Genomic DNA, 21,371 nt, shown 5'->3' with positions numbered 1-21,371 from the left:
ACTCCCGCGGCTCGCTGCGCGCTTCGTCGCTCACTACGTTCGCTCCTGCAGTGCTTACGTCGCCGGGGTTCGCCGAGAGTGCCTCGCCCTTTCAGTCTACCAGAAGCGGGGCTTCTGGTCGCCCGAAAATCGAAGATTTTCGCAGGCCGCCAGGAAGCCAGTTTCCCAGCCGGCTGACCTACCTGCTTGCCTGATCGTATTCCCGACCAAACAGCTATTTTCATTCCGTCCGTTGATTCGGATATGCCAACGGTCGATTCCGAGGGTCGGATTCGAATCCCCGAGGAGATCCGTGATTCTCTCGACCTCACCCCCGGAACCGAGGTGACGATTCGCCATGTTGACGACACCGTCGTCATCGAACCAGGGCCACCACCGGAGCGGATTCTCGACCGAATGGAGACGTTGATCGATGAGATTTCTGCCGATCCAGAGCCGAAACCACGAGGCGAACTCGATGCACAGTCACGGTCGCATCTCGACGCGATTCAGAGCGGTGCTGCCTCGGGCGAAACCGTTACTGACGATCAGTAATCCTCGATTTCTCGTACTGCACCTGATCCATCCACGTCACCACGGCCACGTGCGGCAGCGTCAACACGGCGATGCCGACGAGATAGATCGCCAGCAACGCGTTCAGCGAGCCATCGGTTGGCACCCAGACGTAGAGCCCGGCGAACAGCGCGAGCGACGCGACCGTCAGCGGTGCGGCATCCCGGTAGAATCGTCCCAGTGCGGTCGGCCACTCTCCGCTGTCGAGGGCCTGTCGAGCAGCCGGATCGACAATCGCCAGCCGGCCGATGTGCCGCACCGAGTGCCAGACTGCGAAGTAGAGCCCGACCGCGAATACCGGCGGGACGAGCCAGAAGAACAGCCACAACAGCCCGATTTCCACTGCGTCCCACGCGAGCCCTCCCGCGGACGTGTCAGCCTTCCATACATGGCGAGCCGTCCACAGCAGGCTGCTCAGGGTGAATACCCCGAATCCAATCCCAAGCGCGAGACGCGTGTCCACTCGAAACAGGGGGGATAGCGCGGTTGTTGATGCCGGATCGAATAGTTCGATAATTCCGTTGACGACTCGCTGGTAGCCTTCGGGCTGGCCGAGCAGCGGCACCAACATGGGCAGCCCGCCGCGGACGACGAGCGACGCCCAGCGGTCGCTTCGCGTGCGGATGTGATCGCCCCCGCCGAACGCTCGTAGCGCGAAGGCATCCCCCTGTCCCCAGTGAAACCATGTCATGCCGAGAAACGCCAGCAGTGCGACCGCCGGCGAGAGTGCCCAGACTGCGAGATACAGCCCGCCAAGAATCGCATACACGACGCCAACGACCGCCAGTGACCGCTTCAGCGGGACATTGCCGAGTCGGAGCGGCATCAGGTGATCGACCGCGCCGTGCGGCAGGCCGAACAGCCCGACGCTCACGACGAACGGCGCGAACCGAACCGCCTGCGGAAGATCGTCGATGACGACCCCGAACGGGATCGCCAGCGCGATGACGACGAGCGGCAGCGTCATCGTGAGTCGGCCGACGGTCGTCTCGCGGCTCCACGTATCCATGGTTGGGTGGCTAGCAGCCTCTCAGTTGCTATCGACGGCCGCCGAGAGCACGCCGCTGGCTTCCAGCAGGTCGCCCAACTCGGCCATCGTCGTCACCACGTCGTCGCAGGAGGGTTCGACGGCCGGTTTCGGCTCGAAGCCGACCGCGAGCCCGGCGACCTCCAACATCGGGAGGTCGTTCGCGCCGTCGCCGACGGCGACTGTTTCGTCCATGTCGACGCCGAGATCGGCTGCCAGTGCTTCGAGTTGGTCGTCTTTCGTCCCCTCGATGAGCGGGCCGGTGACCTCGCCGGTGAGTTCGCCGTCTTCGATGGGCAGGGCGTTGGCGACGATGTGATCGACCTCGGTGCCCGCGTCGTCGAGGGCGTGTGCGACGCCGCGCTCGAAGCCGCCGGTGAAGATGGCGACCGTGTGGCCGGCTTCGCGCAGGCGGTCGATCAGGGCCGCCGTATCGGGTCGGAGGACGACCTCGCTGTAGGCGTCGTTGGCGTCGACCTCGCTCAGCCCGGCCAGCAGCCCCGCGCGGCTGCGCAGACTCTCGGCGTAGCTGAGTTCGTTGTTCATCGCCCGCTCGGTGATGTCGGCCATCTCGTCGGCGACACCGAGCTTTTCGCCCAGCAGCACGGTCATCTCCGAGTTCGACAGCGTGCCGTCGAAATCGAACGCAATGAGGCTCATTGCCGGCTGTTGGCGGGCAGGGCATGAAAAACACCCGTCTTTGCTCGATCTTCGCGGCGGTCGATCCCGCGGCGTTTAATTCGCCGGCGACACTACCGTCGTCAATGGCTGAGGCCTACCGCGGCGTCATCGGCGCGTTCCCCTACGCCTTCCGGCAGGGTGACTCGCTGTTTTTCCGGCTCTACGTCATCGTCGGCACGCTCGCCGCGCTGTTTATCGGCGGCCTGTTCACCCTCGCGTTGATCGTCTGGATCGGCCAGACGGCATCGACACCGGGCGGATCGCTGACGCTGTCGCGGACGTTTATCGCCGTTCTCGGGCTGTTTACCGCCGGGCCGCTGCTCGCGCCGACGCTGCTTGTCGCCCGCAAACACCGCAAGGGGCTGTCGTACCACCCTCGCTACGATACGATCATGGCAGCCCTCGGCTACGCCTTCCTGATTTCGCTGTACGTCGCGGCGATTATCTCGATGCCCGAATCGTTCACGCTTGACGGCGAGACGGTGACCCGCCCGCAGCCGAGCGGGCTCTTCGCCCCGATAATCGCCATCCTGTATGCGATCCCGCAGATCGGTGCGATCACCCCGCCAACCGGGATGCTCGGCCTGCTGGCCGCTGCTCATTACGTGCTCTCCCGATAGATGCCGCCACGATAGCGGGTCGAAACCGACAACACGGTGTCGTCGCTACGCATGTGTATGAACGACGAGTCGACAGCCGACCCAAAGGAGAGCACGTTCCTCGTCACCCACGCCGACGACGAGTCGGCCGTGCTGAAGGATGTCCACGACGGACAGGTACACACCCTCGCCTCGAACCCCGGCGTCGAGGTCGACGACGCGATCGAGGGAACGGTCGCCCCTGATCCGCCGATGGAGGTCTCGTGGCAGCTCACCGAGATCGACGAGCGACGGTCGCTGTCGATAGCGGAAAGCGAGGAGCCGCCGACCGCCCGCGAACAGGAGCTGGCCGCCGATCAGCCGGTCGGCGAGCTGACGACCGAACCACGGGCAGGCACCGGCGAACTGCACGTTCTTACGGTTCCAGAAGACGACACCGCGACCGCCGTCGACGACGTGCTTGAGGATCGGGAGGCGACGCTGTCGCGGGCCGCCCGCCTGGGCGTCAATCGCGTCGAGATCCGGTCGGCACCCGGCGTCGTCAGCGTTCGATACCTGCCGTAGTTCGTCCCAGACGGTCGCTTCCCCCGTGTTCGCTTCCGGAATATGAGAAGGCTTATTCAACCCTGTATTCCACCGACAATATGGCTCAGCTTTCGGTACCGACCGTCGACTACACCCAGTATTCGAACCGCCAGCTGGTGGCGGTTCCGCTGGCGTTGCTCGCGGTCGCGCTGCTCGTGATCGGTGGCTGGTATCTCTTCACCGGCGCGCCGGCGAACCTCGGCTTGGAGTTCGTCGGCGGCTCGGAGCTTCGGATCGAGGATCCCGGCGGCAACGCCGCCCAACAGATCGATGCGGCCTTTACTGCCGAACCGGATTCGGTGCGGCAGATCGCGGCCGATGACACCTACATTCTCACGTTCTCCGAGGGGGTTGTCGACACGCCTGACGGCGGCAATCAGCTCAGCATCTTAGAACAGCAGGCCGAGGCGGCCGGCTTTTCGATCCAGGCCAGCTCTTCGGTGTCGCCAAGCTTTGGCGCAAACACACAGACGATCGCCCTCGGCGGCGTGCTCGTCGCCTTCCTCGGGATGAGCGTGTTGGTGTTCGTGATGTTCCGGAGCATCGCGCCATCGATCGCGGTCATCGCCTCGGCGTTTTCGGACGTAATGCTCCCGCTGGCGATCATGAACCTGCTTGGGATCAATCTCTCACTCGGGACGGTCGCCGCGTTGCTCATGTTGATCGGGTATAGCGTCGACTCGGATATCCTGCTTAACAACAGCGTGCTTCGGGAGTCCGGCGACTTCTATGAGTCGACCAGCCGGGCGATGCGTACCGGGGTGACGATGACGCTGACTTCGATCGCGGCGATGGCCGTAATGACGATCGCGGCGTATCTCTTCGGCATCCAGATCATGACCGCCATCGGGATCGTCCTCGTTGTCGGCCTGCTCGCCGATCTGATGAACACCTATCTGTTGAACGTGAGCCTGCTTCGCTGGTATGTCAACCGCGGGGTGAAAGCATGATCGAGAAGCTCAAATCCAACTGGCGGCTGACGCTGCTTGCGGTCATCCTGCTGGTCTCGCTGTTTGTGGTGTTTTCGCCGACGATGGCCCCACAGACGAACGTCGGCGGCGAGAACGCGACCACCGGCGATCGACTCACAAACCTCCAGTACGGCCTTGATCTCGCCGGCGGCACCCGTATCCGCGCGCCGCTGATCGGGATGACCGCCGAAAACGTTGACATCGGCAACGAATCCACCACCAACGTCGCGGCCGCCGTCGCCAACGAACTCCCAGACAGCGACACGACCGATGTGTCGGTCAGACGCGGGACGCTCAACGGGCCGACCGTTGAGGTCGTCGATCCTGATGTGTCGGAATCACAGTTCGGCGACGCCCTTGATGCGGCGGGCTACAGCTACGAGTCGATCCGTGATGGCCTGACCCAGGAGACCCGCGATGAGGCGATCAACGTCATCGAAGGAAAGGTCAATCAGGCCGGCCTGTCGGGAGCCAGCGTCCAGCAGGTCACCGATGGCACCGGCTTTTTCATGCTCATCGAGGTGCCGGGCCAGGATCGGAGCAACGTGATCGATCTGATCGAGCAGCGCGGAAACGTTCGGATTGACATCTACCACCAGAACGACGCCGGCGAGTATGTCACCGAGCGTGCCGTGTTGACACAGAACGATTTCGCCTCGATCAGCAACGCCCGCCAACCTAGCAGCCAGAATCCGAACCCGCGTGTGCCGGTCTCGATCCGCCAGGACGAGGGGATTGCTGAGGAGTTCCAGTCGGCGGTCGTTGAGACCGGCGTCGCCCAACAGGGCGGGGCGACCTGTCGCTACGAGGAGAACCCACAGAACACCGATCCGTGTCTCCAGCTCGTCGTCGACGGTGAGGTCATCAACTCCTTCGGGATGAACAGCGATCTCGCAAACAGCATGCGAAGCGGCGAGTGGGCCCAGAGCCCGAGCTTTGTGCTGACGACGACCTCCTTCGAGGAGGCCCAGGAGATCGCTATCAACCTCCGGGCTGGCGCGCTGCCGGCCCCGCTGGCGATCGATCAGGGGACGACCTCGTTTGTCTCGCCGACCCAGGGTGAGAACTTCCGCACCGACTCGCTGATCATCGGGCTGCTGGCGATTCTCACCGTCTCCGGCGTCGTCTTCGCCCGCTACCGCGAACCCCAGGTCGCACTACCGATGATCCTGACGGCGTTCTCCGAGGTGTTGATCCTGCTTGGCTTCGCCGCCTATCTCGGCTATCCGCTGGATCTCTCAGTGATCGCCAGCTTCATCGCGGTGCTCGGTACCGGGGTCGACGACCTCGTGATCATCGCTGACGGGGTGATGGCCGAGGGCGATGTCTCCAGCCGGCGGGTGTTCAGCTCGCGGTTCAAGAAGGCGTTCTGGGTGATCGGCGTTGCCGCCGCAACCACGATCATCGCCATGTCGCCGCTGGCGGTGCTGTCGCTGGGCGATCTTCGTGGCTTTGCCATCTTCACCATCCTCGGCGTGCTGGTCGGTGTCTTCGTCACCCGGCCGGCCTACGGTGACATCCTGCGGAATCTCCTGACTGAACGCTGAAACCCCGGCCGCTTTTTTCGCTTGCTTCCAAAGCACGGGTGATGCCCTCCACTGACGACGACACAGTACTTGATCCCGAGACCGAAGCCGCGATCAGACGCGTCGTTCGTGAGGAACTCGATCAGCGCGATGCGACCGGCCTCGGTGGCGTGCTCCGAGCGATCTCTCAGTTCGGCAGCGGATTTGTGATCGGTGCCATTGGCATCGCAACCGTTGTCGGGATTCTGATCGCTATCGACGCACCACCGGCTGCGTTTGTTGTCGGTGCGGTCGGCGTCCTGCTGTTGATCGCCTACGGCTGGCGACTGCCACCGTTCCGCTAAAACTCCGCCAGATCGGACTGCTCGGCGGCGGCCAACACGTCCTCGCAGGTCGACCACGACGCCCGCGCACAGGCCGGCAGTTCGCCGTGGCGGTCGACGTAGTCGGCGAGAAACGCGCGGGTCGTCGGATCGCTCGGGTAGCCGCTGCCGATATCGTCGTCATACTCCTCGTCGAGAGCGTCGATCCGGCTGTCGCGTTCGACTTTGGCGATGACGCTGGCCGCGCCCACCAGCCGACTGGCTTCGTCGGCACCGTGCTCGGCTGTCACGTCGATAGCGACACCGCTCTCGGTGTCGGTTCCGGCGTCGGCGACGCCCTCCTGCACTCGACGAGCGAACCGTGATTCCGACACGTCGCCGGCGTCGACGAGCGCGTGGTCGCCCTCGCCGGCGACCTCGCCCAGTGCTCGCACCTGCGCGGCCACGGTCAGGCTGTTCATATCCGTCTCGGGGTCGTCGATCTCGTCAGTCGTGACGATGCCGAGGCCGACGGCGATCGTCGACGACTCCCAAAGCTGGGTCGCTATCGATTCGCGTGTGGCGGCGGTGAGTCGCTTCGAGTCGTCGATGCCGTCAGGGAGGTCGCCCTCATCAGCGCGAACTGCGGCAGCGACCATCGGGCCCAACACGGGGCCTTTGCCGGCTTCATCAACGCCGATTTGGTAGGTCGCCATGGGTCGCTACTCGTCGGTGTCGTCGTTGCGGTTCCCAACGAAAAATTCCTCGCGCTCGAAGGGTTCCTCGGTGCCCTCGACGGCGAGCACGTCGAGTGCGGTCACGGTCGCGTCGACGCCGAGCAGTCCTGCGAGACTCGGTTCGGTTCGCCCCTCGTCGCTGGAGATGAGTTCTTTGATGTAGAGGCCGCCCTCGCCGTGGATATCGACGGTCGCATGACGGGCGTCCTCGTGTTCCGCGCTCGCTGACAACACCTCACGGGTGCGGGTTTTGCTCGCCCGCCGGTGGTCGACGCGCTGGGGCGTCTCCTGTTTGATCGTCGCGCCGTCGATGTCGGCGATCGCGGCGGTGAGATCCGTGTCGCTCACGTCGGCGTCGAACTCGACGGCGGCCCGATACGTTTTCGAGGCATCGAGTCCTTTGACGCGTTCGACCATCTCGTAGCTGGCCAGCCGCAACCCCTCGACTTCTGCCTTCCCGTCGGCGAAGGCGTTGATGTCGGCTTCCAGGTCGTCGGTGTCGACCCGGCGGCGATGCGGCTCCTCGACCTCGATGACGAACGGCCTCCCCGTACCGAGCATTTTCGCGTCGACATCCTCCCGGCCCGCGCCGTGGAACGTTGCGTCGCTGCCGTCCATCGCCTCCTCGACGACAGGTGCGGTCAACTGTTCGACGCTTTCGGGGTAGAGATACCCCTCGCCGTCGCAGTGATCGCAGGGCTCGCCGCGCCGGCGGCCGCTGCCGTGACACTCCCGGCAGGGCCACTCTGTCTGGGGGATATCGCGTTCGAGCTTGCGGTACCGGCCGTAGACGAACGCGGAGTTGAGCTGGGTGTCGACGCGGTCGGTGGCGAGATCGAGAGTGAACTGGATGTCGGGTCGGCCGAAGTCGACGTCGGTACCGGTTTGCCGGCCGATCCGTTTGCCAACCTCCCGATTAAAATTCGATTTGAACAGTTCGCCGGCGTCGTCTGGGAGCCCGGCATCCTCACGCAGCAGGCGATCGTTTTCCTCGATCAGCGGCGGCGTCCGGGTGCCGACCTGGTAGGTGTCGAAGTCGACAGTCTGGACGGCAGCGGCCGCGCGGTCGGCCCACTCCTCGAAGCGGCCGCACTCGCCGTCACAGACCCAGCAGTCGTCGGGGGCGACCGCCTCGTAGGGTTCGTCGTCGGCGATGGCGACAGCGGTGCGCAGCCCCTCGCCGCGGTCGGCGTTCGAGAGCCCGAAGCTGCGGTCGGCGAACACGCGACCCAGACAGCTATCACAGACCGGGCCGGCGTCGATGACGGCACGGGCGTCCGCAAGGAAGTCCATACAGGCGGCAACAGCGGCGGCGATAACTGTCTTGCCTTTCAGTATGGTGAGATATAGCCGCGTCCGCTGGCTGCCGCCGCGGGAAGCAGGCGATGCCGGTTTCAACAGCTCAAAAACGGTGTTTTAACGACAATTCGATACTGAGGGACGTATATTTCACAATATTTGACAAAAGTCGGAAGAAAACAAAATAATACCAAGGCTTATCCGCTGTCGAGACGCGGACTACCTATGGTTGCGGTTCCCAGTCAGTTCGACACCTTAGATGTTGGAGTCATGATCCATGACCCGGGAACCGGCGCGATACTCTATGCGAACGAGTTTGCCGAGGAGCTGTACGGCTACTCCGAAGCCGAGCTTCGAGGGATGGACGTAGCCGAGTTCAGTTCGGCGTCGTTTTCGCAAGCCGAAGCGGTGCAACGAATACAGGCTGCTGCGGCCGGGGATTCACAGCGGTTTGAGTGGCGGAACAAGCGAGCAACGGGCGAGCTCTACTGGGTTGAGGTGCGACTGTCGGATCTCACGATCAACGACACCACCTACGTGGTCGCCCTCGTGCGTGACATCTCCGAGTACAAGCTCAACCTGCGGCATCTCCGCGTGCTCACCCGGATCACCCGTCACAACCTCCGCAACAAGCTCAACGTCATCGACGGCTTCTTCCAGCAGCTCGATATCGACGAGAACTCCGCGGACAGCGAGATCGTCGACCGCATCCAGCGGAACGTCTCGGAGCTACTGAGCCTGACGAGCTGGATCGATACGATCAAATCGGTCACGCGGGCGGGATCGCATGGGGGAACATGCGACATCCAACAGCTGGTGACCGAGATCGCCGAGACGTATCAGCGCGAGTATCCCGACATCGCATGGCAGATCAACATCGAGCAGGCCGACGCGACCGCTGACGCGACGCTGCGTGCGGCGATCGAGGAACTCATCGAAAACGCCGTCACGCACAACCCACACGACGGGTTGGAAGTCACGGTGTCGGTCACGGACAGCCCGGCGGACGAACAGGTGTATATCCGCATCGCCGATACGGGACGACCGATCCCGGAGTTGGAGATCGAACCCATCGTCGGCGGCTACGATCCGGATCCGTTGGAACACGGCGATGGGATCGGGCTGTGGGAGGTGCAGACGATCATCAACGCCCATGGCGGCCGTATTTCAGTCACGGAAAACAGCATCGAGCGAACGGTGGTCGAGATCGCGCTCCCAAAACGGCGTGGCTGATTCCGACCCCTCGCCGACCAAACCGGGCAGCATTTACGCCCTACCACACTAATAGATCACCACGACATGGAGGCTTCTCCGGGATCTGTGACCCCAGATAATTCACGCACGAACGCGACGGCAGCCACCGCTCAACACATGGGGGGAGACAGGTGAGTCAGTCGCCACCCGCTCTCGATATCGATGACCTCCGCAAGGAGTACGACGACGTGACCGCCCTCGACGGCGTCTCGCTGACCGTCCCCGAGGGCAGCTTCTTCGGCCTGCTCGGCCCCAACGGCGCGGGCAAAACGACGTTTATCAACATCCTCGTCGGCCTCGTCCGGAAATCCGGCGGCCATGCCCGCGTCTTCGGCCACGACGTAGAGGCCGACTACCGGAAAACGCGCAACGCCATCGGGCTTGCCCCTCAGGAGTTCAACGTCGATCGGTTCTTTCCGATCCGCGAAGTTCTAGAGCACAAGGCTGGCTATCACGGGATTCCAGCCGAGGAGGCCCAAGACCGGGCCGATGAGGTGCTCAAACAGGTCGGCATCTACGACAAACGCGACACCCGCTTCGACTGGCTCTCCGGCGGGATGAAACGCCGCTTCCTGTTGGCGCGGGCACTCATCACCGACCCCGATCTCCTCATTCTCGACGAACCGACCGCCGGCGTCGACGTGCAGCTCCGGCGTGATCTCTGGGAACTGGTCACCGAACTCAACGACCAAGGAAAAACGATCCTGCTGACGACCCACTACATCGAGGAGGCCGAACGGCTCTGCGACGAGGTCGCCATTCTCGACTCCGGGCAGGTGCGGGCGGTGGCGACACCAGAGGAGCTGAAGGATCGCGGCACCGATCAGATTGTGGTCGAACTCCGCGAGCCGCCGGCGACGCTTCCCGACCTGCTCGCCGGCGACGACCGCGTCGAGGCGGTCGATCTCGACGGCCACCAGCTCACCGTCACCGCCCGCAACGGCGGCCTGGTCGCCCCACAGCTCGTCCGCGAACTCGACCGCGAAGGCATCGAGATCGTCGATCTCGAGATCACCCGCACCTCCCTTGAGGAGGTCTTCGTCGAGATGACGCGTCACGACGACGGCGACACCGCTGCTGGCGACGCGAGTGATGTCGACAGCGACGCTGACGCGGCTGGCGACGACACCGACATAGAAGACGACGATTCCCCGCGGGCTGAACAGCAGGTCGCCCCCGACGGAGGCCAGCGATGAGCGTCGTCGACCGCGCGGCAGCAGCCGCGGGCGTCCCGACGGGCTTCTACACGCTGGTCAAACGCGAGATCCTTCGCTACGTCCGCCGGCCAAAAAATACCTTCATCCCGCCGTTTATCACGAACGTGCTGTACTTCTCGGTGTTCGGCGTCGTCCTTGGGAGTCGTGTTGGCGAGATCATCGGCGTTCCCTACATCCTGTTCATCCTGCCCGGCCTCGTCGTGCTCGGCGCGGTGTCGAACGCCTTCGAGAACGCCTCGTTTTCGATCTTCCACGGGCGGTGGAACGAGTATATCGACGAAACGCTGACCTCGCCGCTGTCGTACACCCAGATGGTATGGGCCTACCTGCTGTCGTCGGCGTTGCGCGGCGTGTTGGTCGGGACACTGATCGGCGTGCTCGGCTTCTTCATCATCGGGGGGCTCTACCAGCCGGTTCCCGTCGAGCAGCCGCTGTATCTGGTCGCCTTCCTGCTGGTGATCACGATGCTGTTTTCGAGTCTCGGCATCGTTGGCGGCCTGCTGGCGGAGGATTTCGACGACCTGACGATGATGAACCAGTTCCTGCTCCGGCCGCTGGTGTTCTTTGGAGCCGTCTTCTACTCCCTTGAGGATCTGACGCCGCTGTTGCAGGATATCTCGCTGTTGAACCCGATGGTCTACATGGTCAACGGCGTTCGCTACGGCTTCCTCGGGGTCAGCGAGGTCGACCCACAGCTCTCTCTGGGGCTGTTGACCGGCGGAACGGCCGTCGTCGCCGTGCTCAACGTGTGGCTGTTCAAGCGTGGCTACGGGCTGACCGACTGAGGAAACCCGAGGGGTGGTCGGCTTCGGCTACTCGGTCAGCCGATTCACCGCATCGGAGATCTCTTCGATGGTGTCGGCCTGCTGTTCGTTGGCGGCGGCGATCTCCTCGACCTCCGCGGCGACGGTATCGGCCTGCTCGACGAGTTCGTCCAGCATGCTGGCGACCTCCTCGGAGCTGGCGGCCTGCTGGTCGGTCGCATCCGACACCTCCCGGATCCCGTCGGCGGTCTCCTCGACGGCCTCGGTGATATCGGCGAGCAGCTCCATCGCCTCGGCGACGCGCTCGACGCCGCGGTCGATCTGTTCGGTCGTCGTCTCAAGGCTGTCGACGGTCTGTTCGGTATCCTTCTCGATCGCTGTGACGAGGTCTTCGATCTCCTGGGCGCGCTCCTGGGAGTCTGTCGCCAGCGATTTCACCTCGTCGGCGACGACCGCAAACCCTTCGCCTGCTTCCCCGGCCCGGGCGGCCTCGATCGAGGCGTTGAGCGCGAGGATGTTGGTCTGTTCGGCGATGTCGTTGATGACCTCGACGACGGAGTTGATCTCGCCCACCCGGGCTTGGAGGTCGTCCACATCGGTTGAGACCTCGTCGACGGCCTCGCCAACGTCATCCATCACGCCCATCGCGTCGTCGGCGGCATCCTCACCCTGTTCGGCGAGCTCGCGGGCGCGTTCGCTGTTGGTTTCGACCTCGTCGGCGGAGGCGGCGATCTCCTCGACGGTCGCGCTCATGTTGGACACCTCACTGGAGATCGAGTGAATGCGCTCGGATTGCTCGCCGGTGAGCTCGGAGATCTCCTGGGCCGATTGGGCGACCTCGCCGGAGGATCGCTGGAGATCTGTGAGCGGCTCGTTGAGATCGCGTTCGACCTCCCGGGCCAACTGCTCGCGCTGCTCGATCTCCTGTTCCAGCTTCTGGCCGTAGGAGTGGATGTAGGTGTCGGCGACAACCTGCATATCGAGGTTGATGATCCGGAGGACGCTCGTGATATCGGCCCGGAGCTCGTCGATCTCCGATTCGACGATCTTTGCGATCTCGTCGCTGGCGTCGTCGGCGTCGTCATCGACAGCCTCCTGCACTCGATCGGTCAGCTGGTCGGTCGCCCGCTCGGTGAGCAACGGGAGGATGAGATCGTAGTAGACGCCGTACTGGCCGATGTACTGTTTCATCGGCATCTCCAAGATGTCGTGGAGCTTGCCGATCCGGGCGCGCTGTTTGAAGTACTCGTAGTCGTACTCGCCGCCCGCCAGCGTGGCGAAGTACGCCTGTTGGGTCTGCTTCAACTGATCGACGTTCTTTGGTGAGCGACCGATCACCTCGACGGTCTGGTCGTACTGCGTGAGATTTTCGTAGAATAACTCGGCGATATCCTCGGTGTGGGCCTCAAACAGCGGCCGGAGGTCGGTCAGCCGCGTGACATCCTCCTCCTCGAAGTTGATGAAGTCCTTCCGCCACTCGATCTCCTCGCGGTCGAGATCGATCTCCCGCATGAGCGAGTCGACATCAACCTGATCGTTTAGCCCACCCTGCCCGAAGCTCTCGGCGTAGTTGCTCATACAGTTAGCCTTTGAGCGCAATCAATTTAAGTTACGTTGCTAGCGTTCAACTTTGATATCGGGTGTGTATATGGTCTGTATCTGTATATATCTGATTTCCTTCGGGCAAAAATCTGTGTTCATTTGGTTTCGACGACTCCAATGAGACATGTTGCCAGCTCTCTCACATCTGATCTGTGTCGTCGGTTTCCTCTCCTCATTTTCTGCTCCCATTCGTGACCGACGCAAGTAGCCGACACTATATCCCTCGCTGTCGATACCTCGGTATGCGTCAGTTCATCGTGCTCGGTCACGACGCCCCGACGACGGCCGACTTCTCGCTGGATGATCTCTCGGGTGCCGGCCGTCTTGACATCCTCTGTCGGTGTGTCGGCGCGGCGGTGTTTCTCTCCCACGGCATCCGCGAGAACGTTCGAATTCACCTCGTCGTTGGCGACGAGTACACCATCCGGTTCGACAGCGGCACGCTCCGGCGGCTCTACCCCGACGAGCGAACGATCGCCGCCCGGATCAGAGATGCCCTCGACCAGCGCGAGGATGCCATCGGCCACATGCCCGCCGAGGTCTCACCCGGAATGGAGCTCTACCGCCTCGGCTTCGAGGCGACGCTCGACGACGTTGCCAGCGAGGGGACAGTGGTTCAACTGCACGCCGAGGGGACGCCGCTGCCGGAGGCGTCGTTGCCGAGCGATCCCGTCTTCGTGCTCTCGGATCACAACGATTTCACCGAGCGTGAGGACGAACTGCTGGCCGAGCAAGCCGACCAGCGACTCCGGGTTGGCCCCGAAACGCTGCATGCCGACCAGACGATCACGGTTGCGCACAACTGGCTGGATACCGCCGGCTACACGGAGTACTGAGTCGGGGCGATCATAACGGTTAAATTCGGCCACGGCGTGTCGGTGAGTGCGGGCCGGTGGGGTAGCTTGGTATCCTTCGGCCTTCGGGTGGCCGTAACCACGATTCAAATTCGTGCCGGCCCACTTCTCCCGCACCACACGAGGAACGGAGTGACGAGTCTGTGGTGCGGGTGTGTGAATCACGCCGAATTTGAATCAGGGAGCGACGACAGGAGCGACCGTGATTCAAATTCGTGCCGGCCCCAGTGTTCCCGACCATTGATCACGATTCGGAAGCCAGTCCTAGAGGCCGTAGTTATCGAGAGTCGACGCCGATGAGCTGTGTGATCTCCTGAGCGATTTGATCGGTAGCAGTCGGCGTGAGCTGCCCGAGCCGATCAGTGATTGTGGCGTGTTTGAGAGTGAGGATATACCACGGTGACGCCCAGCTCCGCTTCGGCGCGCCGCCCTCCGCCCACCTCTCCGGCGTGAGTTCGATGGCTCGATCTCGCCCTGTCGTTGTCACACCAGCGACCATGTACTCCTCACCGTAGAACGGGTGCTGGTCGTCACTCAGGATGATATACGGGCGGCCGCCATCGCGGAAGGGTGCCGGATGCCAGACAACGTCGCCGCGCGCATATGCTTCCATGGATCGCTATTCAGCTGTTTCAGCGGCGTTTCGCCACTCGTCATACGATTCAGTTCCCTCACGCTTGACGATGGCCTCCAGAGAGGAAACCATCCCGAGATAGGTGCCGACGCGATCATCGTCACCGATAGCCCAGTAGGGCTCGGCGTGGCGAACCAGCTGTCGGTCTTTGAGCCGTTGCAGCGTCTTGCCGACTGACCCGCGGGTGACGCCTGTCGCGTCGTGGATCTCTTTTGGTGTGAATCCCTGTTCAGGATACTCGGAGAGGAATGCCAGGATCTTGTGTGCGTTCGATCCTTCCCGAAGCGTCCAATCAAACTCCTCGCTGTCGTTTGATTGCTCGTATTCGTTGAACTCAACTGGCATTGTATGTCAAAGTAAGTCAGCAATCGTCATAGCATTTTGGGTGCGGTCAGCTCCACACAGATGAACCAAAGACGCCGAATCTGAAGCAGGTAGTCACGGCAGGAGCGACCGCGATTCACACTGTATCGACTGCTCTCGCACCTGTCACCCACCCCAAACGACCCATTCCCGATCGAACAGAGTATTTTTGGTCGCTACCTAGTAATACACAGCTATGTATCGTATACTGACACCCTGGCGGCACACACCGGGATTGGGATGCTCCTGGCTGTAATCGCCGTCTCGCTGACGGTGTCAGTGCTCGTGTATTTAGGCTTGTTTGGGTTTGCTGTCTCCCAGTACCGATCCTCCCGAGAGCACGCCCAAAGCGAGACGGTCGACCCACACGAGTTCAGCGCGAAAAACAGGCCCGAAACGGTGTATACGAGCGCCGAACTGGAGTATTTCGACGTGCTCTGGAAGGGTGAGTACGGCAAGTGGCGCGCCTCTGAGTACAGTGCCAACGACACCGCCTACACCTACGTTCACGGCCCCTACTGCCCGCACGACGAGCACGCACTTCGGATCCAAACCGTCTCCAAGTGGATCGTGTTGAGCGAACACGTCTGGGTGTGTGACGCCTGCGACCGCACCTACCCGTATCCGGACGACGAAATCGGCGACGGCACGATCGTTGAGCGGGCGATGCACCGCCGGATCAAACGCAAACGACAGGCCAATGGGTCGGACTGACAGGATATTTATTCGACACGACCAACATCCCTCTGTATGCCCTCCGCCGCTGTTTCCCGCCTCAGACACCGCATCTCAGCCCGAACCCTCCTGGTGTATCTCCTTGCAGCCGGCGGTGTTATCGCCGTTACCGGCAACGTCGCGCTCGTCGCCGGGCTCGCCACCGCGTTTCTCGTGGTTGAAAGCCGGCAGTTCCTCATCGACACGCCCGGTGTCGACGATCGCTGGGTGACTGTCGGGCTGGCCGTGGTGCTGCTCGCCGTCAGCCTCGCGTGGCTCGTCGCCGAACTGCGGCAGCCACCGCTGCTGCGGACGCTGTGGGCCCCGGTTGCGGCCGTCTTCGGGGGGCTCTGGCTGCTGTTGGACGCCCGTGTCGACTTCGCCTACGACACCTCCAGTACCGACACCGATCCGGTCGACGATCTCGATCCCGGCGCGTTCCTGCTTCGGATGCTGCGCCTCAACCGCATCGCCGACACGCTCGAAGCCGGCCCGAAGACCGTCTCCGAGATCGCCGCCGACTGCGATCTCACCGAACGCCAGGTGCAGGCGGCGATCGAACTCTCCGGCGACGACGGGCCGATCGTTCGTGTCGACGACCCGACAGCCGATTCAGCCGACGACGAGACGGCGGCGGCCGCCGATGAGCCGCCCCGGTACACCCTCGATACGCGTCAGCTCGGTGTCACCGGCGTTGGTCGGCTAGCCGTCGGTGGATTCGCCAGCCTGCTTCGGCGGCTGGCCCGACCGGTTCTCGGCCCGGCCTGATCTGTCCAAGCGGCGTTCCTATCGCTTGCCGAGTGCCGTCTCGAAGACCCGCTGGGCGCGCTCGTAGGCCGCATCTCGGTCGACGATTGGTTCGGGGTACTCGGGGCCAAGTCGCTGCCGTGTTTCTGCCGACAGCGTCGGCCATTCGACGACTTTCGCTGGTTCGACGCCCCGAAGCTCGGGAACGTACTCGGTAACATAGTCGGCGTTGGCGTCGTACTTCGATAGCTGGGCGACCGGATCAAAGATCCGTACGTCGACGCTGTCGGTGCCGGTCGAGGCGATCCACTGCCAGTTGGCGTAGTTGTTTGCGGGGTCGTGATCGAGGAGCTGTTCGGCGAAATACCGCGCGCCGATCCGCCAATCGATCAGCAGGTGTTTGGTACAAAACGAGGCGACGTTCTGTCGCGGCCGGTTGTGGATGTACCCCTCCTGATTCAGCTGTCGCATCCCGGCGTCGACGAGCGGGTAGCCCGTTTCCCCGGCCTTCCAGGCGGCGATCTCGTCGGGATCGTTTTTCCAGGCGATCCGGTTGGGGAGGGATTTGTAGTTCTCGGTCAGCAGCGTCGGGTTGTAGTGCAGCAGGTGGTAGTTTTGTTCCCGCCAGGAGAGCTCATACCGGTATTTCTCGATGTTGCGGGCGGCCGCCCCGTCGGCGTTCTTGGCGGCGGTGTCCTCGTCGGCGGCGTCGTATCGTTCGGTTGCGTCGGCCCACACCTCACGAACCCCGATCATGCCGGCGGCGAGATACGGCGAGAGCCGCGAAACCGCGCCGACCGGTCGCTCCACCGCGGCCTGCATGTCGTCGCGGGTGTCGTTGTAGGTCTCGATCCCATCGGCCAGAAAGGAATCGTAGCGATCCCGGGCGGCGTCGTAGCCGGCCGACGGGGGGTCGCTGTCGGCTGTATCCGGGTTCGGGGCGTCGTCGTCAACCGTGGCCTCCTCGCTGATCGGGATATCGTCGATGGTGGTCTCGTCGTCGACGGCGGCGAGAGCGTCCGTCTGTACGACTGCCGGCGTCGGTTTCGGCTCGGCCTGCCAGTCAGTGTGGAACTGGCTGTGGTTCGGATACGACGGTGCGAGATCGGCGGGATCGACGAGCGTGAGATCGATCGAACACCGCGTCGACAGCCGTTCGTCGACCTGCTGTTGGCGGTGTCGGCGCGCCGGCCGGTAGTGGTGGTTGTAGTAGACCGCCTCGGCGTCGTACTCCTCGGCAACCCTGGCGAGCGTTGCCGCCGGTGGGCCCTCTCTGATCAGGAGATCGCCCCCGAGTTCCTGATACCGGGCTTTGAGCGCGCGAACCCCCTCGATCATGAACGCCCGTTGTCGACGACCCAGTCGCGCAAGCATGTCGTGATCGACAACATACACCGGCAGCGTCGTGTCGTCGGTTGTCGCCGCCGCCAGCCCGCGGTTGTCCGGAACCCGGAGATCCCGCCGGTGCCAAAAGAGATGCATACCTGACTAACGGGTTCCAGTGAAATCAATCTGTGTGCGCTCGGTCGTCGCTAGCGATTATCCTTGTCGGCGATGAAGTTGGTCTCGGTCGCCCGGATCACGAGATCAAAGGAGTCATCGAGGAGGCTGAGCGTCGATTGGTCGTGTGTGTTGGGATCCAGCGGATAGTAGGCGATCGCGCCGACCGTTTTGAACTGGTTGGTGAGGATCTGGAGGAATTTGAACGCGGGTTTCTCGCCGAACTTGTCGATGATCTCCGAGAGGATGTCGAACTCGACGGTGATCCGCCCCTCCGAGCGACCGTGTTCGTCGAGCACCTGCGAGATCGTGTTGCCGAGCTTTGAGAGGCTGAGTTGCTTGCTGAGCTTCACGATCTCGATCGGCACGTCGGAGATATCAAGCCCGGAGATATCTCCGGCGGGATCGTCCTTCGTCGTCAACACGACCGTGAGTGCCGGCCAACTGCCGAGCTCTTCCCGCAGCAACCGGAGTCTGGCTCCCGGATTTGTTGTGACGAGGATGACGATATCGCCCGGCGCGAGAAAGTGGATCCGGGCGTTTTTGATGCCCGGACTATCTTTGGGTGCCTTCACGAGGATGTTGCCCGACCGGTCGATGTCGTCGGCGACGTGGACGCCCGATTCGATGAACTGGTCTTCGTGCTCGAAGAGGTGATCCTTGAAATGCTGGATCGTCTCATCCTCATCGTAGCTGATCTCAGATCGATCACAGTAGGGACACTCCCAGCTCACGCCCGGATCTTCATGCGACAGATTATCCTGGTGATGGTCGAAGAGATGCTGCTTGATCTCCTCGTCCATTGGTTCTCGCTGGGCTCCCCACACCGAGTAGGCAGCCTGCCGAGACCGCCACCGATAGACCATAGCGTTGGTGCGACGTATACGCAAATAAGTCTGGGGATACCGCACAAACAACCCCGCCGTCTGACGACCTCACCGGAGTCGCGTGCGGAACGAGACGATCCCCGGGCCGTCGTGGCGGCGGTGACACCGGCCGTAGCCGGTCGTCGGCTCGCTGATCGAGACGCCAAACCGCTCGGTGAGTTCGGTGACGGTCTGCTTGTACAGTTCGTACGTCGACTCCGGGAGCGCGTCAGCCGTGTTTGGGGCCGTCTCAAAGGACTGCTCGCGCCAGCTGGAGGCGTGGGCTGGCGTCATCGACGCTGTCACCTCATCGAGCGGGACGTACAGCGTGACACACAGCACCTCACCGCCCGGCTCCGCCGGGTGGATTCGGATGATGGTGTCGCTGTCCCGGTAGACCGTCTGTTCGGTCTGAGGGATCGTTTCCGGTAGCGTTGCGGTGTCGCCGGCTACGTCGCGTGGCCCGGGGGTTGGCATCGTCGTCGTTTGCCCGAAGCCTTGGAGGTTTGCTGAACTCATACTTCAATCCTTTTTGCTTGCGGCTAATACAAACAGTCAATGGATAATAAGTTTTTGGGGGAAAACAGTAATGAATGTTCACTATTTTGGCTACTCAGATCAAATATTGGTTGTAATATCTAATATATTAGTACAAACAGGCATAGTGTTCGTTGGTTCTACCGAGAGTCATCACACGTATTCCGGACAAAAGAGGCGGTTGACAGTGGTCGACGCCGCCGACAGCTTGTCAGTCCACGCCGACAGCCTGTCAGTCACGCTGACGGCTTGTTAGTCCGCGCCAACAGCGAATCGCTCGGCGGCTTCGTCGGTGCCGGCTGTGGTCAGCCACGAGACACTGATGGTCAGTGCGGCTCCCAGCATCATCCCGGCGAGGGCGACATCCCAGCCGCCGTAGGTTCGCGCAAACAGCGAGATAGTGGCTCCCCCGATATCGACCGGTACTGTCGGCACGAAGACGTGACTCAGATACAGCAGTTGGCTCCCGCTGATCCCGGTGAGCATCCCAACTCGCGTTGTTTTCGGCCAGTAGAGGGCGACCATGACCGGCAGCGTGAGCTGGGCAAAGCCGCCGAAGGCGGTGCTGCCGACCTGGATCAGCGTGCCCGGTCGGGTGAGACTAGCGAGGAAGGTTGCGGTTGCGAAGGCGACGACGCCGCCTCTGGCGAGCCACGCCTCCCGGTCGGCCGTCACAGCGGGTTCAACAAACGGCCGGTAGAGATCCCGCGTGAAGTACGACGAGCCCGACAACAGCATCGAGTCCGACGACGACATCATCGCCGCCATCGCGCCGGCGATGACGAGCGCGGCGAACCACGCCGGGGTGTACTCCCCGAGCAACACCGGCAACACGTTCGCACCCTCGGGCACACTAACCCCGAGACCGGCCGCCCATGTCCCCAACAGGAACGCCGGCACGAACAGTAGCAGCACCAACACCGGCCACAGCGTGAATGAGCGTTTCAGCACCGCTGCCGACTCGGCGACGAAAAAACGCTGGTTGATCTGCGGAAACATCGTCACCCCGAAGGCGATGACGACGGCCGTCGAGATGATGTACGCCGGCGTGTAGAAGCTGCTCCCCAACGCGAGGAAGGTTGGGTTGTTCGCGTCCAGCCCCGCGGCGGCGACCGTGGGCCCGCCGATCGCCGACAACACCCACGCGACAGCGATCCAGATCACACTCAGCATGAACAGCCCCTGAATCGTATCCGTCCACGCCACCCCACGCATCCCCGCGAGGCCGACATAGAGGATCATGAAGACGGTGATCAGCGCGGCCCCACCCCAGTAGGGCACCGTGCCGTCGGTGAGGCCGACCAGTGCCTCGCCGGCACCCATCTGTTGGAGCATCACGTACGGAAAGAGCCAAAAGAGGCTCACGCCCGCGACTAGCCCGCGAAGCCACGTGGAGCCGAAGCGATCGCCGAGCATCTCCGGCAGCGTGACGTAGCCGTGCTGCTGGCCGATCAGCCACTGTTTGTAGCCGATCAGATACCACAGGATCGCAAACAGGATGCCGTCCATCGTTCCCATCACCAGAATCCACTCGGGGCCCTGTCTGTAGGCGAGGTTGGGGCCTGCAAAGAAGGTAAACGCCGACAGCAACGTCGCAAACGTCGTAAACAGCAAGACGAGCGTGCCGAGCGATCGGCTCGCCAGATAGTAGTCCTCGGCGTCGGTGCCGGTCAGTCGGTAGGCGACAAGGCCAACGAGGAGAGCGACCAGCAGATAGCCCACAACGACCAGCAACTCAACCGATGTCGCCGCTGTCGATAGCCCGCCGCCGGATAGCAGGGTCGTCTCAGCCATCGATACCTCCCAGATATCGATCCCAGCCATGGCGGGTGAAGGCCGCGAAGACGGCGGTGGCGACGATCATCCAGCCGATATGCCACCACAGCCACAGTGGGAGGCCACCGATCAGTTGGCTGTTCCCCCACAGAAACCACGGCACGGCACCGGCGACGACGACAGCAAACGCGAGCAGCCAGCCGACAGCGCGCATCGACGGGTTCATTCGTTGCGTACTAGCCGACAGCGACGCCTAAACATTGC

Annotated in this window: 24 protein-coding genes and 1 tRNA gene; 13 read left to right on the top strand and 12 right to left on the bottom strand. The window is 62.8% G+C overall.

The window, feature by feature from the left end; all coding sequences use genetic code 11:
* Positions 1-243: 243 nt before the first annotated feature.
* On the top strand, positions 244-534 hold the full coding sequence (locus EWF95_RS09310) for an AbrB/MazE/SpoVT family DNA-binding domain-containing protein (protein WP_142443780.1): 291 nt from the start codon (positions 244-246) through the stop codon (positions 532-534).
* Here the strand turns inward: EWF95_RS09310 and EWF95_RS09305 are convergent.
* Positions 518-1,561 (bottom strand): Brp/Blh family beta-carotene 15,15'-dioxygenase, encoded by a 1,044-nt coding sequence (locus tag EWF95_RS09305; RefSeq protein ID WP_142443779.1) that lies wholly within the window; start codon positions 1,559-1,561, stop codon positions 518-520. The genes EWF95_RS09310 and EWF95_RS09305 overlap by 17 nt on opposite strands.
* 21 nt (positions 1,562-1,582) lie before the next feature.
* On the bottom strand, positions 1,583-2,239 hold the full coding sequence (gene serB / locus EWF95_RS09300; protein ID WP_142443778.1) for a phosphoserine phosphatase SerB: 657 nt from the start codon (positions 2,237-2,239) through the stop codon (positions 1,583-1,585).
* Positions 2,240-2,343: 104 nt separating this feature from the next.
* Here serB and EWF95_RS09295 point away from each other — a divergent pair, with 104 nt between their 5' ends.
* The 5 genes from EWF95_RS09295 to EWF95_RS09275 all read left to right on the top strand — a co-directional run bounded on the left by EWF95_RS09295 (position 2,344) and on the right by EWF95_RS09275 (position 6,285).
* Positions 2,344-2,880, top strand: coding sequence for a hypothetical protein (locus EWF95_RS09295; RefSeq protein ID WP_142443777.1), 537 nt, complete (start codon positions 2,344-2,346; stop codon positions 2,878-2,880).
* A gap of 57 nt (positions 2,881-2,937) precedes the next feature.
* Positions 2,938-3,423: a DUF5812 family protein gene (locus tag EWF95_RS09290; RefSeq protein ID WP_142443776.1), complete on the top strand. Its 486-nt coding sequence runs from the start codon at positions 2,938-2,940 to the stop codon at positions 3,421-3,423.
* A gap of 80 nt (positions 3,424-3,503) precedes the next feature.
* Positions 3,504-4,394, top strand: a complete 891-nt coding sequence (gene secF / locus EWF95_RS09285) for a protein translocase subunit SecF (RefSeq protein ID WP_142443775.1) — start codon at positions 3,504-3,506, stop codon at positions 4,392-4,394.
* A complete protein-coding gene (locus EWF95_RS09280) occupies positions 4,391-5,962 on the top strand; it encodes a preprotein translocase subunit SecD (protein WP_281285201.1) in 1,572 nt (523 codons plus the stop codon). The genes secF and EWF95_RS09280 overlap by 4 nt, the downstream gene beginning before the upstream one ends.
* A 41-nt stretch (positions 5,963-6,003) precedes the next feature.
* A complete protein-coding gene (locus tag EWF95_RS09275; RefSeq protein WP_142443774.1) occupies positions 6,004-6,285 on the top strand; it encodes a hypothetical protein in 282 nt (93 codons plus the stop codon).
* Here the strand turns inward: EWF95_RS09275 and rnhB are convergent.
* Positions 6,282-6,959, bottom strand: a complete 678-nt coding sequence (rnhB, locus tag EWF95_RS09270; protein ID WP_142443773.1) for a ribonuclease HII — start codon at positions 6,957-6,959, stop codon at positions 6,282-6,284. The two genes, EWF95_RS09275 and rnhB, sit on opposite strands and share 4 nt — an antisense overlap.
* Positions 6,960-6,965: 6 nt before the next feature.
* On the bottom strand, positions 6,966-8,273 hold the full coding sequence (locus EWF95_RS09265; protein ID WP_142443772.1) for a tRNA pseudouridine(54/55) synthase Pus10: 1,308 nt from the start codon (positions 8,271-8,273) through the stop codon (positions 6,966-6,968).
* Positions 8,274-8,504: 231 nt separating this feature from the next.
* Here EWF95_RS09265 and EWF95_RS09260 point away from each other — a divergent pair, with 231 nt between their 5' ends.
* The 3 genes from EWF95_RS09260 (at position 8,505) to EWF95_RS09250 (ending at position 11,535) form a co-directional block, all read left to right on the top strand.
* The gene (locus EWF95_RS09260; RefSeq protein ID WP_142443771.1) at positions 8,505-9,512 is read left to right on the top strand and encodes a PAS domain S-box protein; all 1,008 of its coding nucleotides are present in this window, start codon (positions 8,505-8,507) and stop codon (positions 9,510-9,512) included.
* A 152-nt stretch (positions 9,513-9,664) separates the two neighbouring features.
* Positions 9,665-10,729 carry an ABC transporter ATP-binding protein gene (locus tag EWF95_RS09255; protein WP_142443770.1) on the top strand — a complete coding sequence of 355 codons (1,065 nt, stop codon included), beginning with the start codon at positions 9,665-9,667 and terminating at the stop codon, positions 10,727-10,729.
* Positions 10,726-11,535 carry an ABC transporter permease gene (locus tag EWF95_RS09250; protein ID WP_142443769.1) on the top strand — a complete coding sequence of 270 codons (810 nt, stop codon included), beginning with the start codon at positions 10,726-10,728 and terminating at the stop codon, positions 11,533-11,535. Before EWF95_RS09255 ends, EWF95_RS09250 begins: the two co-directional genes overlap by 4 nt.
* A 27-nt stretch (positions 11,536-11,562) precedes the next feature.
* Here EWF95_RS09250 and EWF95_RS09245 read toward each other — a convergent pair whose 3' ends face one another.
* On the bottom strand, positions 11,563-13,092 hold the full coding sequence (locus EWF95_RS09245) for a globin-coupled sensor protein (RefSeq protein WP_142443768.1): 1,530 nt from the start codon (positions 13,090-13,092) through the stop codon (positions 11,563-11,565).
* 266 nt (positions 13,093-13,358) lie between these two features.
* On the opposite strand from EWF95_RS09245, the gene trmY reads away from it, so the two are divergent.
* Together trmY and EWF95_RS09235 are read left to right on the top strand one after the other, a co-directional pair.
* Positions 13,359-13,952, top strand: coding sequence for a tRNA (pseudouridine(54)-N(1))-methyltransferase TrmY (gene trmY / locus EWF95_RS09240; RefSeq protein ID WP_142443767.1), 594 nt, complete (start codon positions 13,359-13,361; stop codon positions 13,950-13,952).
* Between the two features lie 50 nt (positions 13,953-14,002).
* Positions 14,003-14,075 (top strand) — tRNA-Pro (locus tag EWF95_RS09235).
* A gap of 172 nt (positions 14,076-14,247) precedes the next feature.
* Here the strand turns inward: EWF95_RS09235 and EWF95_RS09230 are convergent.
* On the bottom strand, positions 14,248-14,583 hold the full coding sequence (locus tag EWF95_RS09230) for a type II toxin-antitoxin system PemK/MazF family toxin (RefSeq protein WP_142443766.1): 336 nt from the start codon (positions 14,581-14,583) through the stop codon (positions 14,248-14,250).
* 6 nt (positions 14,584-14,589) lie between these two features.
* The gene (locus EWF95_RS09225) at positions 14,590-14,949 is read right to left on the bottom strand and encodes a MarR family transcriptional regulator (protein WP_142443765.1); all 360 of its coding nucleotides are present in this window, start codon (positions 14,947-14,949) and stop codon (positions 14,590-14,592) included.
* Between the two features lie 258 nt (positions 14,950-15,207).
* Here EWF95_RS09225 and EWF95_RS09220 point away from each other — a divergent pair, with 258 nt between their 5' ends.
* Positions 15,208-15,681 (top strand): hypothetical protein, encoded by a 474-nt coding sequence (locus EWF95_RS09220; RefSeq protein ID WP_142443764.1) that lies wholly within the window; start codon positions 15,208-15,210, stop codon positions 15,679-15,681.
* Positions 15,682-15,717: 36 nt separating this feature from the next.
* Positions 15,718-16,449 (top strand): hypothetical protein, encoded by a 732-nt coding sequence (locus tag EWF95_RS09215; RefSeq protein WP_142443763.1) that lies wholly within the window; start codon positions 15,718-15,720, stop codon positions 16,447-16,449.
* 18 nt (positions 16,450-16,467) lie between these two features.
* Here the strand turns inward: EWF95_RS09215 and EWF95_RS09210 are convergent, their stop codons facing one another.
* From EWF95_RS09210 to EWF95_RS09190, 5 genes are all read right to left on the bottom strand, one after another.
* Positions 16,468-17,910, bottom strand: coding sequence for a cryptochrome/photolyase family protein (locus EWF95_RS09210; protein ID WP_142443762.1), 1,443 nt, complete (start codon positions 17,908-17,910; stop codon positions 16,468-16,470).
* 50 nt (positions 17,911-17,960) lie between these two features.
* Complete coding sequence (locus EWF95_RS09205) at positions 17,961-18,794, bottom strand: DUF7504 family protein (RefSeq protein ID WP_142443761.1); 834 nt, start codon at positions 18,792-18,794, stop codon at positions 17,961-17,963.
* A gap of 69 nt (positions 18,795-18,863) precedes the next feature.
* Positions 18,864-19,313 carry a hypothetical protein gene (locus tag EWF95_RS09200; RefSeq protein WP_142443760.1) on the bottom strand — a complete coding sequence of 150 codons (450 nt, stop codon included), beginning with the start codon at positions 19,311-19,313 and terminating at the stop codon, positions 18,864-18,866.
* 270 nt (positions 19,314-19,583) lie between these two features.
* Positions 19,584-21,125 (bottom strand): sodium:solute symporter family protein, encoded by a 1,542-nt coding sequence (locus tag EWF95_RS09195; RefSeq protein ID WP_142443759.1) that lies wholly within the window; start codon positions 21,123-21,125, stop codon positions 19,584-19,586.
* Positions 21,118-21,333: a DUF3311 domain-containing protein gene (locus EWF95_RS09190; RefSeq protein ID WP_142443758.1), complete on the bottom strand. Its 216-nt coding sequence runs from the start codon at positions 21,331-21,333 to the stop codon at positions 21,118-21,120. Before EWF95_RS09190 ends, EWF95_RS09195 begins: the two co-directional genes overlap by 8 nt.
* Positions 21,334-21,371: the final 38 nt, after the last annotated feature.

Origin of the sequence: Halonotius roseus (assembly GCF_006861655.1) — an archaeon.
In the GTDB taxonomy this organism is placed as follows: Archaea; Halobacteriota; Halobacteria; order Halobacteriales; family Haloferacaceae; genus Halonotius; species Halonotius roseus.
The sequence above is the reverse complement of the archived record's forward strand: the minus strand, read 5'-3'. Positions and strand labels throughout refer to the sequence as shown.

Coding starts and splice junctions, on each gene's coding strand:
- EWF95_RS09310 (WP_142443780.1), top strand. CDS start 244: ATGCCAACGGTCGATTCCGAGGGTCGGATTCGAATCCCCGAGGAGATC.
- EWF95_RS09305 (WP_142443779.1), bottom strand. CDS start 1,561: ATGGATACGTGGAGCCGCGAGACGACCGTCGGCCGACTCACGATGACG.
- serB (WP_142443778.1), bottom strand. CDS start 2,239: ATGAGCCTCATTGCGTTCGATTTCGACGGCACGCTGTCGAACTCGGAG.
- EWF95_RS09295 (WP_142443777.1), top strand. CDS start 2,344: ATGGCTGAGGCCTACCGCGGCGTCATCGGCGCGTTCCCCTACGCCTTC.
- EWF95_RS09290 (WP_142443776.1), top strand. CDS start 2,938: ATGAACGACGAGTCGACAGCCGACCCAAAGGAGAGCACGTTCCTCGTC.
- secF (WP_142443775.1), top strand. CDS start 3,504: ATGGCTCAGCTTTCGGTACCGACCGTCGACTACACCCAGTATTCGAAC.
- EWF95_RS09280 (WP_281285201.1), top strand. CDS start 4,391: ATGATCGAGAAGCTCAAATCCAACTGGCGGCTGACGCTGCTTGCGGTC.
- EWF95_RS09275 (WP_142443774.1), top strand. CDS start 6,004: ATGCCCTCCACTGACGACGACACAGTACTTGATCCCGAGACCGAAGCC.
- rnhB (WP_142443773.1), bottom strand. CDS start 6,959: ATGGCGACCTACCAAATCGGCGTTGATGAAGCCGGCAAAGGCCCCGTG.
- EWF95_RS09265 (WP_142443772.1), bottom strand. CDS start 8,273: ATGGACTTCCTTGCGGACGCCCGTGCCGTCATCGACGCCGGCCCGGTC.
- EWF95_RS09260 (WP_142443771.1), top strand. CDS start 8,505: ATGGTTGCGGTTCCCAGTCAGTTCGACACCTTAGATGTTGGAGTCATG.
- EWF95_RS09250 (WP_142443769.1), top strand. CDS start 10,726: ATGAGCGTCGTCGACCGCGCGGCAGCAGCCGCGGGCGTCCCGACGGGC.
- EWF95_RS09245 (WP_142443768.1), bottom strand. CDS start 13,092: ATGAGCAACTACGCCGAGAGCTTCGGGCAGGGTGGGCTAAACGATCAG.
- trmY (WP_142443767.1), top strand. CDS start 13,359: ATGCGTCAGTTCATCGTGCTCGGTCACGACGCCCCGACGACGGCCGAC.
- EWF95_RS09230 (WP_142443766.1), bottom strand. CDS start 14,583: ATGGAAGCATATGCGCGCGGCGACGTTGTCTGGCATCCGGCACCCTTC.
- EWF95_RS09225 (WP_142443765.1), bottom strand. CDS start 14,949: ATGCCAGTTGAGTTCAACGAATACGAGCAATCAAACGACAGCGAGGAG.
- EWF95_RS09220 (WP_142443764.1), top strand. CDS start 15,208: ATGCTCCTGGCTGTAATCGCCGTCTCGCTGACGGTGTCAGTGCTCGTG.
- EWF95_RS09215 (WP_142443763.1), top strand. CDS start 15,718: ATGCCCTCCGCCGCTGTTTCCCGCCTCAGACACCGCATCTCAGCCCGA.
- EWF95_RS09210 (WP_142443762.1), bottom strand. CDS start 17,910: ATGCATCTCTTTTGGCACCGGCGGGATCTCCGGGTTCCGGACAACCGC.
- EWF95_RS09205 (WP_142443761.1), bottom strand. CDS start 18,794: ATGGTCTATCGGTGGCGGTCTCGGCAGGCTGCCTACTCGGTGTGGGGA.
- EWF95_RS09200 (WP_142443760.1), bottom strand. CDS start 19,313: ATGAGTTCAGCAAACCTCCAAGGCTTCGGGCAAACGACGACGATGCCA.
- EWF95_RS09195 (WP_142443759.1), bottom strand. CDS start 21,125: ATGGCTGAGACGACCCTGCTATCCGGCGGCGGGCTATCGACAGCGGCG.
- EWF95_RS09190 (WP_142443758.1), bottom strand. CDS start 21,333: ATGAACCCGTCGATGCGCGCTGTCGGCTGGCTGCTCGCGTTTGCTGTC.